The sequence below is a fragment of the Streptomyces sp. NPDC044002 genome, assembly GCF_056434525.1.
Genome location: NZ_JBWKEZ010000026.1, coordinates 1 through 16,503 on the forward strand (window position 1 = coordinate 1; position 16,503 = coordinate 16,503).

Sequence of the window (16,503 nt, forward strand, 5' to 3'; positions counted from 1 at the left end):
AACGCCGGCGAGGCTATAGATAGCCCCGCCGGCGTTTGAGGCGCGGGTCCGGGCAGCGCCCGGGGAACGGTGGAAGGGCGGGTAGGGGACGGCCCCGCGCAGCGGCATCGCCCGCACCCGACCCACCGGCCCCAGCCCCAGCCCCAACAGGCTCCGGATGCGGGGCCCCGTAAGGGCCCATAGCCTCCCAGATGTGTACTCGCTGAGACGCGTCGCCCCGCACGCGATCCTCCTCGCCGCCATGCTGCTCGCACTGCTCGTACTGCCGGCCCCGCCGGCCCGGGCCGAGGACCCCGTCGCGCTGTCACGGCAGGGGCAGGTCACCGACCGCGTCGGCGCCCTCGGGGACCGGGGGCCCGCGGTGGCCGCCGCGCTGGAGCGGCTGTACGCCGGCCGGAAGGTCCAGCTCTTCGTGGCGTACGTGCGCGACTTCTCCGGGCGGGCCCCGCAGAGCTGGGCGGACGCCACCGCGCAGAGGAACGGGCTCGGCCAGGACGACGTCCTGCTCGCGGTGGCGACCGGCGACCGGCAGTACGCCTATTCGGCCGACGTCGACTCCGGTTTCACCGAGGCGCAGCTCGCGGACGTCGCCCGTACCGCCATCGAGCCCGCCCTGCGCCAGAACGACTGGGCGGGCGCCGCCATCGGCGCGGCGAACGGCTACGACGCCGTGCTCGGCGGGAAGCCGGTCCCCGTGCCCGCCGTCACCCCCGGCCCCGCCGACCCCGGTGGCGCGGCGGAAGGGGCGAGCGGGGCCGGGGACTTCGTGCTGCCCGTGGTCGCCGTCGGCGCGGCCGGGGCGCTCGGGGTGTACGCGTACCGCCGCCGCAGGAAGCGCGACGGGACGGGCCGGGGCACCACCACCGCCCACGCCGGCTGGGACGGGGCTCGGGCCGGGCCCGCGCCGCTGCCCGAGCTCGACGCCACCGCGAAGGCCCTGCTCGTGGAGACCGACGACGCCGTCCGCACCAGTACCGAGGAGCTCGGCTTCGCCACCGCGCAGTTCGGCGACGAGGCGGTCGGCACGTTCACCGCGGCGGTGGCGTACGCCAAGGACGAGCTGACGCACGCCTTCCGGCTGCGCCAGCAGCTGGACGACGCCTACCCGGAGGACGACGCGACCCGCCGCCGGATGCTGGAGGAGATCGTGGCCCGCTGCACGGAGGCCAACCGCAGGCTCGACGCCGAGTCGGCGGACTTCGACCGGCTGCGGGACCTGGAGAAGAACGCCCCGCAGGCCCTGGCCACGGTGGAGGCGCACTTCCGGGCGCTGACGGGCCGTACGACGACGGCCGGGGCGACCCTGGCCGCGCTGACGGGCCGCTACGCGGACTCCGCGGCCGCGCCGGTGGCCTCCAACCCGGAGCAGGCCCAGGACCGGCTGCTGTTCGCGACGACCAGTCTCGGCGAGGCGCGGGCCGCCCTGGGCGCCGGGGACAACGGCCGGGCCGCCGTGCACGTACGGGCCGCCGAGGGCGCGGTGGACCAGGCGGCGACCCTGGTGGACGCGGTGGAGCGGCGGGCGCAGGAGCTGGCGGAGGCGGCCGGGAAGCTGCCGGGGGCGCTGACCGAGACGGAGACGGACCTCGCCGACGCCCGCGGCCTGCTGACCGGTACCCAGGCGGGCTCCGCCACGGGCGACCTGCGGGGCCGGATCGGCCGGGCGGAGTCCGTACTGGCCGATGTGCGGCGGGAGCTGGCGGCGGGCCGGTACGACCCGATCGACGCGCTGCGCCGGGTCGAGGAGGCGGACGCGGCCCTGGACGAGGCCCTGGCGGGGGCGCGGGAGCAGGAGTCGGGGCGGCGGCGGGCGGCGGCGCTGCTGGACCAGGCGCAGCTGTCGGCCCGCAGTGCGATCGGCGCGGCGACGGACTACGTGACCACCAGCCGGGGTGCGGTCGGCAGCCAGGCCCGCACCCGGCTGGCGGAGGCGCAGCGGCACCTGGAGCGGTCGGCGGCGCTGGCCGGCCAGGACCCGGCGGGGGCGCTGGCGGAGGCGCAGCAGGCGGACTCGCTGGCCCGGCAGGCGCAGCAGCTGGCGGAGGAGGACGTACGGGCGTACCGGAACCCGTACGCGGGGCGGCGCGCGGGCGGCGGCCGGGGCGGTGCCGTCCTCGGCGGGATCATCCTCGGCGAGATCCTCCGGGGCGGCGGCGGCCGGGGCGGGTTCGGCAGCGGAGGCGCCTTCGGCGGAGGTGGAGGCGGAGGTGGAGGCGGGTTCGGCGGCGGGCCCGGCTCGTACGGGGGCGGCGGCACCCGCGGCCGCATGGGCGGCGGCGGCCGCTTCTGAACGACCGGGCACCAGGTCTCCGGACCCCCATCCACCACCAGGAAGGACCCAGATGAGCAAGCAGACGATCCTCGGCCGTGTCACCCAGCTCGCGAAGGCCAACGTCAACGCGCTGCTGGACCAGGCCGAGGACCCGCAGAAGATGCTGGACCAGCTGATCCGCGACTACTCGAACAACATCTCGGAGGCCGAGCAGGCGGTGGCCACGACCATCGGCAACCTGCGGATGCTGGAGGCCGACCACAAGGAGGACGTGGCCGCGGCCGCCGAGTGGGGCGGCAAGGCCCTCGCCGCCAGCCGCAAGGCGGACGAGCTGCGCGCGTCCGGCGCGGCGGCCGAGGCGGACCGCTTCGACAACCTGGCGAAGGTGGCCCTGGGCCGGCAGTTGCAGTCGGAGAAGGAGGCGGCGACGGCGGAGCCGGTGATCGCCGCTCAGACGGAGGTCGTGGACCGGCTCAGGGCGGGCCTGGACTCGATGAAGGACAAGCTGACGGAGCTGGAGGCCAAGCGGGACGAGCTGGTGGCGCGGGCGAAGACGGCGCGGGCGCAGAACACGATGCTGGACGCGGTGAAGAACATCGACGTGCTGGACCCGACCAGCGAACTGCACCGCTTCGAGGAGAAGGTGCGGCGGGAGGAGGCGATGGCCATGGGGAAGTCGGAGCTGGCGGCCTCCTCCCTGGACGCCCAGTTCGAGGCGCTGGACGACCTCGGCAGGACCTCGGAGATCGAGGCCCGGCTGGCCGCCCTCAAGTCCCGGGCGGCCTGAACGGCCCCTCCTCAGCCGTACATGTCCAGCAGCTGTTCCGCCGACAGTTCGGTGACCGCCCCTCCCGGTGCGCCGCCCGGCATCGGGAGCGGGAGCTCGAACCAGACGGTCTTGCCCCGGTGGGTGCGGCGGGTGCCCCAGCCGGCCGAGAGCAGGCCTACGAGCTGGAGGCCGCGGCCGCCCTCGTCGGTGTCCCGGGCGCGGCGGCGCCTGGGCTGGGCGAGGTTGCCGTCCCAGACCTCGCACACCAGGGTCCGGTCCAGCAGCAGCCGGAGCCGGATCTCCCCCTCCCCGTACCGCAGGGCGTTGGTGACGAGTTCGCTGACCAGCAGTTCCGTGGTGTCGAGGAGGCCTTCCAGGCCCCAGGCGGGCAGTTTGGCGCGGGCCAGTTCCCGGGCGCGGCCCACCGAGCGGGCCTCGCGGGGCAGCTGCCAGTCGCCGACGGCGCCGGTGGGCAGTCCCTGGACCCGCGCCATGAGCAGGGCGATGTCGTCCTCGCCGTGCCGGGTGTGGAGGGTGTTCAGGACGTGGTCGCAGACCTCCTCCAGGGGGCGGGACGGATCGGCGACCGCCCCGCGCAGCCCGCGCAGGCCCTCTTCCAGGGGGTGGTCGCGGGACTCGACCAGCCCGTCGGTGTAGAGGGCGAGCAGGGCGCCCTCGGGGAGTTCGACCTCGACCTCCTCGAAGGGTTCGCCGCCCACCCCGAGCGGCATTCCGGTCGGGATCTCCAGCAGCAGTCCGGGGCGCGGTTCGGCGCCGTCCTCGGCGGGTTCGACGAGGACGGGCGGCATGTGGCCGGCGTTGGCGATGGTGCAGCGCCGGGTGACGGGGTCGTAGACGGCGTAGACGCAGGTGGCGAGGTAGACCTCGGAGCGGTCGGCGTCGCGGGAGTGCAGCGCGGCGCGCGAGGCCTGCTGGGCGCCGCCGGGGGCGCCGAGGCCGCGGGCGACCTCGTCGAGGGCGGTGAGCACCTCGGCCGGTTCCAGGTCCAGCAGGGCGAGGGTGCGTACGGCGGTGCGCAGTTCGCCCATGGCGACGGCGGCGCGCAGGCCGCGGCCCATGACGTCGCCGACGACGAGGGCGGTGCGGTGCCCGGGCAGTTCGATGACGTCGAACCAGTCGCCGCCGACCTCGGTGGCGGCGTTGCCCGGCAGGTAGCGGCAGGCGATGTCGAGGCCGGCGGCCTCGGGGTCGCCGGGCGGGAGCAGGCTGCGCTGGAGGATCAGGGCGCGTTCGTGCTCGCGCCGGTAGAGGCGGGCGTTGTCGATGCAGACGGCGGCCCGTGCGGCGAGTTCCACGGCGACGGCCCGGTCGCGTTCGCCGAAGGGCTCGCTGCCCTTCGTACGGGAGAACTGGGCGAGGCCGACGACGGTGTCGTGGGCGACCATCGGGACGATCAGCGTGGACTGGACGAGGTCGTCGGGGCCCGCGGCGTCGACCAGCCGGGGCCGTGCGGTGCGCAGGACCCGCGCTCCGGGGGAGGCGGCGGGGTAGCGGTGGGTCTCCCCCACGGCGACGAGGGCGCCGGGCCCCGACAGGGGGGCGTCGGAGACGGCGGAGGCGAAGGCGACCCGGCGCAGCTTCGCGGAGGGGGCGCGGCGGGCGCCCTGGTCGGGCAGGGAGGGGACTCCGGGTCCCTGGGGACGGGCGGGGCGGTCGTCGTCGCCGAGCAGCAGGCCCTGGTAGAGGTCGACGGCGGCCAGGTCGCAGAAGCCGGGGACGGTGACGTCGAGGAGTTCGCGGGCGGTGGTCTCCAGGTCGAGGGAGTTGCCGATGCGGTGCCCGGCCTCGTTGAGGAGGGCGAGGTTGCGCCGGACCCCGGCGGCCTCGCGGGCGGCGAGGTGGCGGCGGGTGACGTCGGTGCCGAGGCCGGCGACGCCGATGGGGCGGCCGGTGCCGTCGTGCACCCGGTAGAGGTTGATCGACCAGTGGCGGTCGTCGCGGCTGCGGGGGGTGGCGCCGGTGATCCGCAGGTCGGTGACGGATTCGCCGGTCTCCAGCACCCGGCGCAGGGCTTCGGCCATCCGGTCGGCCTCGTGGGGCGGCAGGTAGTCGTGGACGGTGCGGCCGCGGTGCTCGGCGACGGTGCCGCCGAAGACGGTCGCGAAGCGCCGGTTGGCCCGCTGCACGGTGAGGTCGGTGCCGAAGAGCAGGAAACCGAAGGGGGATTGGCCGAATATGGCCTGTGATGCGGCGAGGTCGGATTCGATGCGGCGCAGCGCGCGCACGTCGACGACGACGCACAGTGCGGCCCGCTCGGCGCTCTCGGTCTGGGTGGGCATCACATAGATCTCGGCCACGCCGTGGGCGCCCTTGCCGCCGGGGATCCGGAAGGGGATCAGGCCGGTCCACTCCTTGCCGTCGAGGATCTCGGCGACCTTGCGGTGGCCGCCCTCGCGCAGCTCGGGGGGCATGAAGGCCGCGACGGGGTCGCGGCCGACCGCCTGTGCCGCGCTGAGCCCGAACAGTTCCTCGGCGCGCAGGCTCCACTGGTCGATGAGCCCGTCAGGGCCGATCGAGAAGGAGGCGACCTTTATGTAGTCGTATATCGAGCCAGGCGGACTGCTGTGCCACAGGGAGTCGTGCAAAGGCTCCCCGGGCACACGGGCCTGATGTGTCTGCGCAGGTATCTCGCTCACGCGACCGTCCCCTCCAGCTCACCGCAACCGGACCGGCCATGACCGAAGTATTCAGCACCACGGCCCCGTACGGCACGGCGTTCACGATCACAAAAGGGTCCCGTTGTTTTCCGGCCATGTCCGGTGGTCTCCCCAGACGCCGTCCGGGAGACCCACTGCCGCCCTTCTCCTTGTTACTCACCAGGAAGAGCCAACTCGAACCACACGGTTTTCCCCGTCTTCCCGTGCCTGGTGCCCCAGCGGCGCGCGGAGACGGCGACGAGGTGCAGGCCGCGCCCGCCCTCGTCGTCCGGCTTGGCGACCCGCTCGCGGGGCGGATCCGGAAGCGGATCGGAGACCTCCACGAGCAGGGCCGGGCCGCCGGCCAGGTCCGGCGCGGCCGGATTGCGCCGTACCAGGCGGACCCCGATGGGGCCGGAGGCGTACCGCAGGGAGTTGGTGACCAGCTCGCTGACCAGCAGGACGGTCACGTCGCCGACGGAGTCGAGGCCCCAGGAGCGGAGGGTGCCGCGCACGGCGTGGCGTGCGGTGCGGACGGCACCGGGCTCGGCGGGGAAGGCCCACTCGGCGCATTCACCGTCTGTGTCGATCACGCCGATCACTTCCCGGGCCACCAGCGACCCCAGTCAGGTTCGTCGGGACGAAAGGGGGACGAGATAGGGACTAATAGCGACATACCCGATATTCGGGGCGCCGTACCACCCGATCCCCCACGCACCGGCGCACTGTGGCGCAGACGGCCTAGAGCGGGAGCGTCACGCGCCCCGGTGCGCCCCGCCGTGCGACGCGGCGCCGGTCCCGCCCCCTCGGCGGTCCCGCTCCGCCGCCCGGCCCACGCCCGTTCCGGTGCGCAGCCGGCGGCCGGCCTCCTCGACGAAGGGCCGGTCCTGGTCGAGCCAGTCCACCGAGTCCAGCTCGTGCGGGGCCAGCCAGCGCAGTTCGTCGTGGTCCTCCAGGGGCTCGGGCTCCCCCGAGACCAGGCGGGCGGTCCACACGTGCAGGACCAGGCCGGGCCTCAGCGGCCACTCCCCCGGGATCCGTTCCAGCACCTCGGTCTCCACGCCGAGCTCCTCGCGCAGTTCGCGCACCAGCGCCTCGGGCACGGTCTCGCCCGGCTCGGCCTTGCCGCCGGGGAGCTCCCACCGGCCGGCCAGCTCGGGCGGCGCGCTGCGCCGGGCGGCCAGCAGGCGCCCGTCATGACAAAGGGCTCCGCCCACGACCACGCGTACAGTCATGGGCGGAGCCTATGCCAGCGCCTTCAGCCGATTCAGTTGGTGGTGGCGGTCTGGCTTTCCTGTCCGATCCGCTCGACCCAGTAGAGCTGCTTGTGTCCCCGGTCGTCGAGGCTGTCGACGACCTTCTGGGCCTCGGCCCGGGTGGGGTAGCGACCCACCCGGTAGCGGTTGCCGTTGTCGTCCTGACGTATGACCAGCCATGGAAGCAGGGCACCGCTGTCGGTCATCGCGCTTCACCCTCCGCCGCTGTACCTGCCCAGGAAACCGCATTGCGCATATGCCCGAGCTTACGCCCGACCTTTACTGAGCGGATACGGTTTTTCACGAAGAGGTACCCAGGGGGCGTACGCATCCGGCCAGGGGTACGAGCGGGGCGTGCGCGCCGGTCCTGACCCGGCGCACGGAGCGCACCGCGGGTGGGCGGCGTGGGAGGGCCCGCCGCTCCGCGCGGACCCGACTCGAACGGGGGTCCGGGGCGCCCCCCGCACCCCTGTGAAACGGCCGAAAACCCGGCGTGTGCGCCGTTACCGGACAGGCAGGTGGTACGAGAGGCGGTAGCGGTCCGCCGGCACGACCACGTCCGCGGTCTCCACGGCGCGGCCCGACGCGAAGTACGTACGGCTCACCACCAGCACCACGTGCCCCGGGACCCCGCCCAGCGTCATGATCTCCTCGGCCAGGCCCGGCCGGGCCCCGACCTCCTCGACCACGTTGTCCACCACCACGTCGATGGCGGCCATCCGGTCCACCACCCCGGAGCCGCCCAGCGGCCCCTCCTCCGGCAGCATCACCGGGGTCCGGCCGGTCACGGCCAGGGGCTCCCAGGAGGTGGAGAGCATCATGGCCTCCCCCGCGTCGCGGAAGACGTACCGGGTGCGCATGACCCGGTCCCCCGGCTCGATGCCGAGGCGCTCCGCGATCCGGTCCGGCGCGGCCGCCTGCTCACTGCTGGACTCCCACGTGCCGCGGGCGCCCGCCTCCGCCTGCTCCTGGCGGAACGGCGTCGACGCCCCGGCCGAGCGGTAGCCGGAGCGGGCGACCCTGCGGGGCACGGGCTGCTCGCGCACGTACGTACCGGACCCGGACCGGCCCTCCACCAGCCCCTCGGCCATGAGGACCTTGCGCGCCTCCAGCGCCACGGTGTCGGAGACCCCGTACTCCTCGCGGATCCGGGCCTGGGAAGGGAGCCGGGCGTGCGGGGGCAGGGAGCCGTCGACGATCTTCCGTCGCAGATCCCCGGCGACGCGGAGATAGGCCGGCTGCTCACCGAAAGTCACGAGCCACTCCCATCAGGTTGACAGACAGCTACACCCTGGCAACCGACGGTTGAGCAGCGCAAGCACGGGCCAGAGTTTCACTCGATGTGATGAACCCAGGTCACTCAAACCCGTTACCGCGCGTTACCCACAGGACCTCAGACGGACTCCGCCGAGGGCCCCCGACCGGACCCCGTCCCCGGCCCGTCCGGACCCGGCCGCAGCCACTCCGGAACCCGCGTCGAGAGCCCGTACGACCCGCGCAGCGCCTTCTCCGTGTCCACCGACAGCGCCGCCAGCGCCGCGTCCCACGCCCGCTGGAAGTCGGCCGGCCGGGTCGCCCGCGCCGCCCGCTGCCACTCCTTGCGCGCCGCGGCGACCTCCCGGAGCCGGGCGCCCGCCGCCGGGCCCGTGCCCTGGTGCGCGGTGGCGCCCTGGAGCATCCGCTCCTGTGCCGCCAGCGCCTCGTCCACGCCCCGCGCCCACTTCTGGTGCTCGGGCAGCGCCTCGTCCAGCTCCCGGTCGGGGGCGCGCCCCAGCGCCTGGTCCACGGTGTTCAGCGCGCTCAGCAGGGTCACCTGGTCGGGCGTCAGCATGCCCGCATCCTTGCGCAGACTGCCCTTGTGCTCCTGCGTCGACGTGCCGATGAGGCACAGGAGCCGCCGGTCGCCGTTCTGCCAGCCGTCCGGCGAGGGGGTGAAGTAGAACATCTCCGCGTACCCGGGCAGCGCCCACGAGTCCATCGCGTAGGCGTCCTGCGCCTTCCAGCAGGCTTCCGTGGCGTTCTCCTTCAGCCAGCCCTTGCTGGGGTAGGAGCTCTGCCCGATCGCCGTCGCGGCCGTCACCTCGGCGTCGTGCACCCGGTCGCAGCCGATCTTGTAGGTGAAGCGGGTCTCGTCGAGGAGGTCGCCGCCGGGGACGTTGAAGCAGTCGCCCACGCGCAGCTCGTCCATCCCCGTCAGCTGGCCCTCCACCTGCTCCGGCTCCCACGCGCCGCCCGGCCCGCCCGTGAAGTGCTCCGCGTACCGGGTGACGCCGGTGACCAGGACGGCCGTCGTCAGCAGCGAGACCACCAGGCCCGCGACGGCCAGGGCGCGGCCCCGCTCCCCCTTGCGCGCGATCTGCACCAGCGCCACGACGGCGAAGACGATCCCGAGCGGCGGGAAGCACAGCAGCCCGACCAGCAGGGAGGCCAGCGCGAACCCGTTGAGCGCGGGCTGATGCATGTATCCGGGAGGAGTCCCGTACCCGGGCGGCGGCGCCCCCCACACCGGCGGCGGCGACGGCGGGGGCCAGGAGTGGCCCGGGCCGGCGGGGGGATGCTGCGGGGGCGGGGTGGTCACCGGGCGAGTGCTCCATCAGGGGCGGCGCGAACGAATGCCCGAAATAGTACGCAGCGGGGGCGACCGATCACTCGGTCGCCCCCGTGTTCATCGCGCGATCCAGCCTGTTATCGCGCCCCTCGCCACCCGGTCGCCCGGGCGGAGGACCTCAGTGCTCCGTCCCGTGCCGGAGCCACCCGGCGTCAGAACTGCAGCGCCCAGGAGTCGATCTTGCCGGTGTCGATGTTGGCGTTGTCGTTCACCCGCAGCTTCCACACCCCGTTGGCCACCTCGGACGAGGCGTTGACCGTGTAGGAGCGGATGATGTTGTCGGCGCTGCCGCCGCTGCGGTTGTGCAGGTTGTAGACCGAGCCGTCGGGGGCGACGAGGTCGACCTTCAGGTCACCGATGTAGGTGTGCTTGATGTCGACCGAGACGCTCAGCGCGGCCGGGGCGTTGCCGGAGATCCCGCTGACGGTGACCGGCGACTCGACGGTGGCGTTGTCGTTGATCGCGTAGTCGGCGGTGTTCTCGAACTTGGTGCCCGGGTTCGGCGGCGTGGTGCTCGCGCCCACGTTCAGCAGGCGGTTGGGGGATCCGGTGCCGGGGCTGGTCACCACGTTCGGGGTGGCCGCGGCGACGAGGCCGTCGCGGACCTGCGCCGGGGTGCTCGCCGGGTTCTGCGAGAGGTAGAGGGCCGCCGCGCCGACGACGTGCGGGGTGGCCATCGAGGTGCCCGAGATGGTGTTCGTCGCGGTGTCCCCGGTGCCCCAGGCGGAGGTGATGGAGGAGCCCGGCGCGAAGATGTCCAGGATGGAGCCGTAGTTGGAGAAGCTGGACTTCGCGTCGGTGTTGGTGGTCGAGCCGACGGTGATGGCCTCGGCCACGCGCGCCGGGGACTTGCTGGAGGCGTCCGTGGACTCGTTGCCGGCCGCGACGCCGTAGGTGATGCCGGCGGCTATGGAGTTGCGCACGGCGGTGTCGAGCGCGGAGTCCGCGCCGCCGCCGAGCGACATGTTGGCCACGGCCGGCTTGACCGCGTTGCGGGTGACCCAGTCGATGCCGGCGACCACCTGGGCCGTCGTGCCGGAGCCGTTGTTGTCGAGGACGCGGACGCCGACGATCTTCGCCTTCTTGGCGACGCCGTACGCGCCTCCGGCGACGGTGCCGGCGACGTGCGTGCCGTGGCCGTGGCCGTCCTGGGCGGTGTTGTCGTTGTCGACGGCGTCGTAGCCGTAGGAGGCGCGGCCGCCGAAGTCCTGGTGGGTGATGCGGACGCCGGTGTCGATGATGTACGCGGTGACGCCCTCGCCGGCCTTGTCGGGGTAGGTGTAGCTCTGGTCGAGCGGGAGGGCCCGCTGGTCGATCCGGTCCAGGCCCCAGGACGGCGGGTTGGGCTGGGTGGCGTCGACGGTGAAGGTGCGGTTCTGCACGACGGACGCCACCGCCGGGTCGGCCGCGAGTTTTCTGGCCTGCGCCTCGGAGACCTCCACGGAGTAGCCGTTGAGGGCCGCGCTGTAGGTCCGGTCGATCTTCGCGCCGTACCGCTTGGCGACGGCCCTGCCGCTGTCCGCGGTGGAGCGGGCGGCGGAGTCCTTCAGGGTCACGATGTAGCTGCCGGGGACGGCCCCGGCGACACCGGCGTTCTCGATGACGCCCTGCGGGGCGCCCTCGGCCGCGGCGGCGGGCAGGGCGGCGGCCGCGCCGAGCGCGAGGGCCGCGACGGCGGTCGCGCTGACGCCGGCGATCCTCCGGCGGGTGTGACGCATCACGGACATGTGGGGGGTCCTCCTCTAGGGGGTGTCCTGCGGGTGCCGTGCGACGGTGCGCGGACACGCGGAAGAACTCCCTCCAGGCAGCCCTTCGGACATGTCCATGACAACGAATCCCGCTCAACGGGCCGCCGTCCCCGAAAGGTTGACCCACCCCCGCGCCATCCCACAAGAGCCCCACGGACGCACAACGGACGCGTAACATCCGTGCCATACAACGGCCATGAACGAGCAAAGGCGCTCCGCACATGACGCACGCACTTCCTGGTTACGTCTGCCCCGAGGACGGCACGCACGCGGACGTGCGGACCGCGCCGTGGTGCTGCCCCTTGTGCGGCGGCCCCTGGGACCTCGACTTCACACCCGATCCGGCCATCGCCCTCGAACCGGCGGCGGGACCCCACTCGCTGTGGCGGTACGCGCCCGCACTGCCCCTGCCGGGGGCGTTCCAGGTCTCGCTGTCGGAGGGGCACACCCCGCTGGTGCCGCTGTCGGAGCGAATTCACGCCAAGCTCGACTTCCTGATGCCGACGCTGTCCTTCAAGGACCGGGGCGCGGTCATGCTCGCCGAACTGGCCCGGCGGCTGGCCCCGCAGCGGGTGGTCGCCGACAGCAGCGGCAACGCGGGGACGTCCGTGGCGGCGTACTGCGCGCGGGCCGGGCTGAGTTGTGAAGTTTTCGTGCCGGAGGGCACTTCGGAGAAGAAGACGGAGCAGATGCGGGCGCACGGGGCCGTCGTACGCGTCGTCGCGGGCGGCCGCGAGGCCACGGCGCGGGCCGCGCGGGCGGCGGCGGACGAGCCGGGGGTGTTCTACGCCAGCCACGTCTTCAACCCGTACTTCCTGCACGGCACCAAGACGTACGTCTACGAGATCTGGGAGTCCCTCGGCGGCCGGCTCCCGGAGGCGCTGGTCGTGCCGGTGGGCAACGGCACCCTGCTGCTCGGCGCGGCCCTGGCGGTGGAGGAGCTGGCCCGGCAGGGGGTGCGGCCGCCCGCGCTGATCGGGGTGCAGGCGGAGGCCGTGTCCCCGCTGGCGGCCGCCTTCGCGGCGGGCGCGGAGGACGCGGCCCCGGTGCCGCAGCTGCCGACGGCGGCGGAGGGCATCGCGATCCCGGCCCCGCCGCGGGCCCGGCAGATCCTGGCGGCGGTCCGCAAGTCCGGCGGCACCTTCGTCACGGTCCCGGACGACCGGCTCCGCGAGGCGCAGCGGGACCTGGCGCGGCGCGGCCTGTTCGTGGAACCGACGGCGGCGGCCTGCTGGGCGGCGGTGGCCCCCACCGCCCCCGGCAACCCCCTGGGCGGCCGCAGAGCGGTCATCCCCCTGTGCGGCGCGGGCGCGAAGACGGGGCTTGCCCCTTCCTGAGGGGTAGGCGTCGGAAAACCGCCAGCCGGGCGGGGCCGGATCTGCTCAACTGACCCCATGACCAGCAACCTTGACCGCGCCGCCCAGGCCACCGCCTTCACCGCGCTGCACACCCCCGCCGCCCCCCTCGCCCTCGCCAACGCCTGGGACGTCGCCAGTGCCCGTCTCGTCGAGGCCGCCGGGGCGGCGGCCGTCGCCACCACCAGTGCCGGGGTCGCCTGGTCGCTCGGGGCGCCCGACGGGGACGTCCTCGCGCGGGACCGGGCGCTGGAGCTGATCGCCCGGGTGGCCTCGGCCGTCTCCGTGCCCGTCACCGCCGACATCGAGGGCGGGTTCGCCGCCGACGCCGCCGGGGTCGGGGAGACCGTCGCCGGGGTGCTGGCCGCCGGGGCGGTCGGCATCAACATCGAGGACGGCCGCCGCGCCCCCGCCGAGCACGCCGAGCGCCTCGCCGCGGCCCGGGCCGCCGCCGACGCGGCCGGGGTGCCGCTGTACATCAACGCCCGGGTGGACACGTACCTCTTCGGCCTCGGCGAGAGCTCCGCCCGGCTGGACGAGACCCTCTCCCGCGCCGCCGCCTACCTCGCCGCCGGCGCCAGCGGCGTCTTCGTGCCCGGGGTCGTCGACCCCGCCACCGTCGCCGAGCTCGCCAAGGGCATCGACGGGCCGCTGAACGTCCTCGTCGGCCCGGACGCGCCCTCCGTCGCCGAGCTGGGCGCCCTCGGGGTGGCCCGCGTCAGCCTGGGCTCCTGGGTGGCCGAGGCCGCGTACGCCGTGGTCCGCCGCGCCACCGAGGAGCTGCTGGCCGGCGGCACGTACGGCTCCCTCGCCGGATCCCTGCCGTACGGGGAGCTGAACGCCCTGCTCAAGGGCTGAGATATCGAGAAGCGTGCATCGGGCACCGACCGTAGGATCCGGCCATGGGCACCTCGACTCCGACAGACAGCACGGGTGCGGCGACGGACGCGCCCCGCCGCACCACCGGGGCCGTGTGGTTCGCGCTCGCGCTCGTGTACGTGGTCTGGGGATCGACCTACCTCGGCATCCGGATCGTCGTCCAGACCATGCCGCCCTTCCTGTCCGCCGGGGCCCGCTTCATCACCGCCGGCCTGGTGCTGGCCGGCATCGTCGCCTGGCGGTACGGGCCCTCCGCGCTCAGGATCACGGCCGCGCAGGCCCGCTCGCTGGTGCTGGTCGGCCTGCTGCTGATCCTGGGCGGCAACGGCCTGGTGGTGCTGGCCGAGACCTCCATCCCGTCCGGGCTGGCGGCGCTGCTGGTCGCGTCGGTGCCGATGTGGGTGGTGGTGCTGCGCGCGGCCACCGGGGACCGGCCGCCGCTGCGCACCCTGGCCGGGGTGCTGGTGGGCCTCGCCGGGCTGGCGGTGCTGACGAGCCCGGGGCTCAGCGGCACGGTCCACCTGGGCGGGGTGCTGCTGGTGCTGGGCGCCGCGCTGCTGTGGTCGCTGGGCTCGTTCTCGGCCGGGCGGCTGCCGCTGCCGGAGAATCCTTTCACCGGCTCCGCGTACCAGATGCTGGCGGGCGGGGCCGCCGGTGTGCTGGTGGGGCTGCTGCGCGGCGAGCAGCGCGGCCTGGACGTCGGCGCCTTCTCCACCGCCTCGTGGGTGGCGCTGGGCTACCTGGTGCTGATCGGGTCGGTCGTCGGTTTCACCGCGTACGCGTGGCTGCTCCAGGCGGCGCCGCTGTCGCTGGTGGCCACGTACGCGTACGTCAATCCGGTGGTGGCCGTCGCGCTGGGGGCGCTGATCCTGGACGAGCCGCTGACCCTGCCGATCGTGCTCGGCGGCGCGATCGTGGTGGCGGCGGTCGGCGTGATCGTCAGCACGGAGCGCCGCAAGAAGTAGGCCGGCTCAGCCCTTGGCGGCCTTCTCGTACAGGGCCTTGGCCTTCTCGTCGTACAGCGCGGCCGTGGAGTCCACGTCCGTGTCCCCGCCGCTGAGCACCCCGATCAGCCGGCCCGGCTGCCCCGTGCCGCCGCGGTCGGCGATCCAGGGGCTGCCGCTGGTCCCGGTCCAGAAGCCCGAGCAGCTGATGTACAGCATGTCGGGGTCGTCGAGGTCGTGGCGGGTCTGGGTGGTGCAGGACACGGGCTTGTTCTGCGGGTTGTGCTCGGACTCCGGGTAGCCGACGACGGTGACCTCGCGCTCATACCCGGAGGTCCAGTCGGGCACCGGCGCCTCGCTCTTGCCGCCGACGGCGTCCTGCACGCTGCGGCCGTCCTCGTCGGGCTCGATGGTGAGGAAGGCGAAGTCGGCGGTGTCGTCGCCCCACTTCGTCCAGCGTTCGTCGACGTGGATCGAGCGGACCTTCCACACCCCGAGGGGCTGGGTGCCGGAGCCCTCCCCGGAGAAGGCGGGCGCGAAGGAGAGCTCGCCGATGGCGAGGCCGTCGTGGGCGACCTCGCCGGGCACTCCGCCTTCGCCCGCCGGGGCGACGCAGTGCGCGGCGGTCGCGACGACGTTGCCCTCGGGGCTGTCGACCACGCTCGCCGTGCACCAGTGCTCGCCGTTGGCCATGAGCACGCCGACGGTCGGGAAGGGGTGCACCGGCCGGTCGCCGGGCGCCTTGAGGAACGCGACGGCGCACACCATCGCGATCCCCGCGGCGACGGCGGCCGTGGCCCCCTTCACCGTCGGGCTCACCGCACGGCGGGGTCGGGTGTCGGTCCCTGCATCACCTTGCTGATCCACTCCAGGGAACCCTCCCTCATTCCGCGTACGTACGACTTTCCGTTGTGCTCACCATCCTGGATCACCTGGAGCCGGGTGTGCACGGGGCCCCTGCCGTACTCGCGCATGAACCGCTCGGCCAGGTCGCGGCCGCTCTCCTTGGTGCCGATCTGGAAGTTGATCCAGACGTCCGGGCCACCGTCCTTGATCAGCTTCTCGGCGAGCTTCTCGGGGTTGTTCTCGTCCATGGCCTGCCGGTTCCCCTTCCACAGCGGGGAGTCGGGGACGATGTCGACGCCGCTGGCGATCACCGCCTTGAAGCGCTCGGGGTACTTCAGGACGTGCTTGAAGGCTCCGAAGCCGCCCGAGGAGGAGCCCATGAAGGCCCAGCCGTCGCGGGAGGTGAAGGTGCGGAAATTGGCCTTCGTGAAATCGGGGACGTCATCGGCCATCCAGGTGCCCATCTTCGGCTGGCCGGGGATGTCCGATCCGTCGAAGTGGTGCTTGGTGTCCGCGTTGATCACCGGCATGACGAGGATGAAGGGCAGGCTGGTGCCCGCCCTGACGCCGTCGATCACGGCCTGCTGGAGCCCGAGGCCGGGGCCGGTGCCCCAGTAGTTCTTGGGGTAGCCGCGTCCGCCGGGCAGGGAGATCAGCACGGGGAAGGCGCTCTTGGCGTACTTCGGTTCGTCGTACTCCTTGGGCACCCACACCCACACGTCGCCCGTGAAGCCGGACTTCGCGCCGGTCAGGGTGGTCATCGCGATCTGCGTGCCGTCCGGCAGCCGGCTCGTGCGGGTGAACTCGGCCTTCGGGCCGGTGGGCATCAGCACCCCCGGGCGGATGTCCTCGGCGGCTGCCGACTCCTGGATCTTGCCGAAGGAGACCGGATCCCCTATGTCCGAGAAGAGGCCCGCCTTGTACGCCGCGCCGCCCCCTGCGGCGAGGGCGAGCGCGATTCCGCTGCCGATCAGGACGTGGCGCCTGCGGGGGCGCCGGGGGCGACGGCCGCCCTTGGTCGTGGGGCCGCCGTCGCCTTGGTGGTCATACTGCACGGATTTGTTCCCGTTCCTTCTCCGGCGCCCTGGTTGGGCGCGGGTCGGACCGATTGGTCCCCCTTAACACCTGTACAGAGGTGTGAACGACCGTATGGGTTGCCTGGGACCGGG

Annotated in this window: 14 protein-coding genes; 5 read left to right on the top strand and 9 right to left on the bottom strand. The window is 73.7% G+C overall.

Annotated features, from left to right (window positions below):
- Positions 1-193: 193 nt before the first annotated feature.
- Both AC07A6_RS20120 and AC07A6_RS20125 read left to right on the top strand, forming a co-directional pair.
- The gene (locus tag AC07A6_RS20120; RefSeq protein ID WP_478777929.1) at positions 194-2,290 is read left to right on the top strand and encodes a TPM domain-containing protein; all 2,097 of its coding nucleotides are present in this window, start codon (positions 194-196) and stop codon (positions 2,288-2,290) included.
- Between the two features lie 52 nt (positions 2,291-2,342).
- Complete coding sequence (locus tag AC07A6_RS20125) at positions 2,343-3,059, top strand: PspA/IM30 family protein (protein ID WP_478777930.1); 717 nt, start codon at positions 2,343-2,345, stop codon at positions 3,057-3,059.
- Positions 3,060-3,070: 11 nt separating this feature from the next.
- Here the strand turns inward: AC07A6_RS20125 and AC07A6_RS20130 are convergent, their stop codons facing one another.
- From AC07A6_RS20130 to AC07A6_RS20160, 7 genes are all read right to left on the bottom strand, one after another.
- Positions 3,071-5,689: a SpoIIE family protein phosphatase gene (locus tag AC07A6_RS20130; protein WP_385761896.1), complete on the bottom strand. Its 2,619-nt coding sequence runs from the start codon at positions 5,687-5,689 to the stop codon at positions 3,071-3,073.
- Between the two features lie 182 nt (positions 5,690-5,871).
- Positions 5,872-6,300 carry an ATP-binding protein gene (locus AC07A6_RS20135; protein WP_362468526.1) on the bottom strand — a complete coding sequence of 143 codons (429 nt, stop codon included), beginning with the start codon at positions 6,298-6,300 and terminating at the stop codon, positions 5,872-5,874.
- Positions 6,301-6,453: 153 nt separating this feature from the next.
- Positions 6,454-6,933 (bottom strand): (deoxy)nucleoside triphosphate pyrophosphohydrolase, encoded by a 480-nt coding sequence (locus tag AC07A6_RS20140; RefSeq protein ID WP_478777931.1) that lies wholly within the window; start codon positions 6,931-6,933, stop codon positions 6,454-6,456.
- Positions 6,934-6,965: 32 nt separating this feature from the next.
- Positions 6,966-7,160: an SPOR domain-containing protein gene (locus AC07A6_RS20145; RefSeq protein WP_125598320.1), complete on the bottom strand. Its 195-nt coding sequence runs from the start codon at positions 7,158-7,160 to the stop codon at positions 6,966-6,968.
- A gap of 297 nt (positions 7,161-7,457) precedes the next feature.
- Positions 7,458-8,210 (bottom strand): GntR family transcriptional regulator, encoded by a 753-nt coding sequence (locus tag AC07A6_RS20150; RefSeq protein ID WP_362468517.1) that lies wholly within the window; start codon positions 8,208-8,210, stop codon positions 7,458-7,460.
- 137 nt (positions 8,211-8,347) lie between these two features.
- The gene (locus tag AC07A6_RS20155; protein ID WP_478777932.1) at positions 8,348-9,415 is read right to left on the bottom strand and encodes a DUF4190 domain-containing protein; all 1,068 of its coding nucleotides are present in this window, start codon (positions 9,413-9,415) and stop codon (positions 8,348-8,350) included.
- A gap of 299 nt (positions 9,416-9,714) precedes the next feature.
- Positions 9,715-11,289 (bottom strand): S8 family peptidase, encoded by a 1,575-nt coding sequence (locus tag AC07A6_RS20160; protein ID WP_478777933.1) that lies wholly within the window; start codon positions 11,287-11,289, stop codon positions 9,715-9,717.
- Positions 11,290-11,531: 242 nt separating this feature from the next.
- On the opposite strand from AC07A6_RS20160, the gene AC07A6_RS20165 reads away from it, so the two are divergent.
- The 3 genes from AC07A6_RS20165 to AC07A6_RS20175 are packed head-to-tail and all read left to right on the top strand — an operon-like array spanning position 11,532 to position 14,509.
- Positions 11,532-12,647, top strand: coding sequence for a pyridoxal-phosphate dependent enzyme (locus tag AC07A6_RS20165; RefSeq protein WP_362468511.1), 1,116 nt, complete (start codon positions 11,532-11,534; stop codon positions 12,645-12,647).
- A gap of 57 nt (positions 12,648-12,704) precedes the next feature.
- On the top strand, positions 12,705-13,523 hold the full coding sequence (locus tag AC07A6_RS20170; RefSeq protein WP_478777934.1) for an isocitrate lyase/PEP mutase family protein: 819 nt from the start codon (positions 12,705-12,707) through the stop codon (positions 13,521-13,523).
- A 44-nt stretch (positions 13,524-13,567) separates the two neighbouring features.
- The gene (locus tag AC07A6_RS20175) at positions 13,568-14,509 is read left to right on the top strand and encodes an EamA family transporter (RefSeq protein ID WP_362468507.1); all 942 of its coding nucleotides are present in this window, start codon (positions 13,568-13,570) and stop codon (positions 14,507-14,509) included.
- Between the two features lie 6 nt (positions 14,510-14,515).
- Here AC07A6_RS20175 and AC07A6_RS20180 read toward each other — a convergent pair whose 3' ends face one another.
- Together AC07A6_RS20180 and AC07A6_RS20185 are read right to left on the bottom strand one after the other, a co-directional pair.
- Entirely contained in the window at positions 14,516-15,295 is a 780-nt protein-coding gene (locus AC07A6_RS20180) for a trypsin-like serine peptidase (RefSeq protein WP_478777935.1), read from the bottom strand.
- Between the two features lie 8 nt (positions 15,296-15,303).
- Complete coding sequence (locus tag AC07A6_RS20185; protein WP_362468503.1) at positions 15,304-16,389, bottom strand: alpha/beta hydrolase; 1,086 nt, start codon at positions 16,387-16,389, stop codon at positions 15,304-15,306.
- Positions 16,390-16,503: the final 114 nt, after the last annotated feature.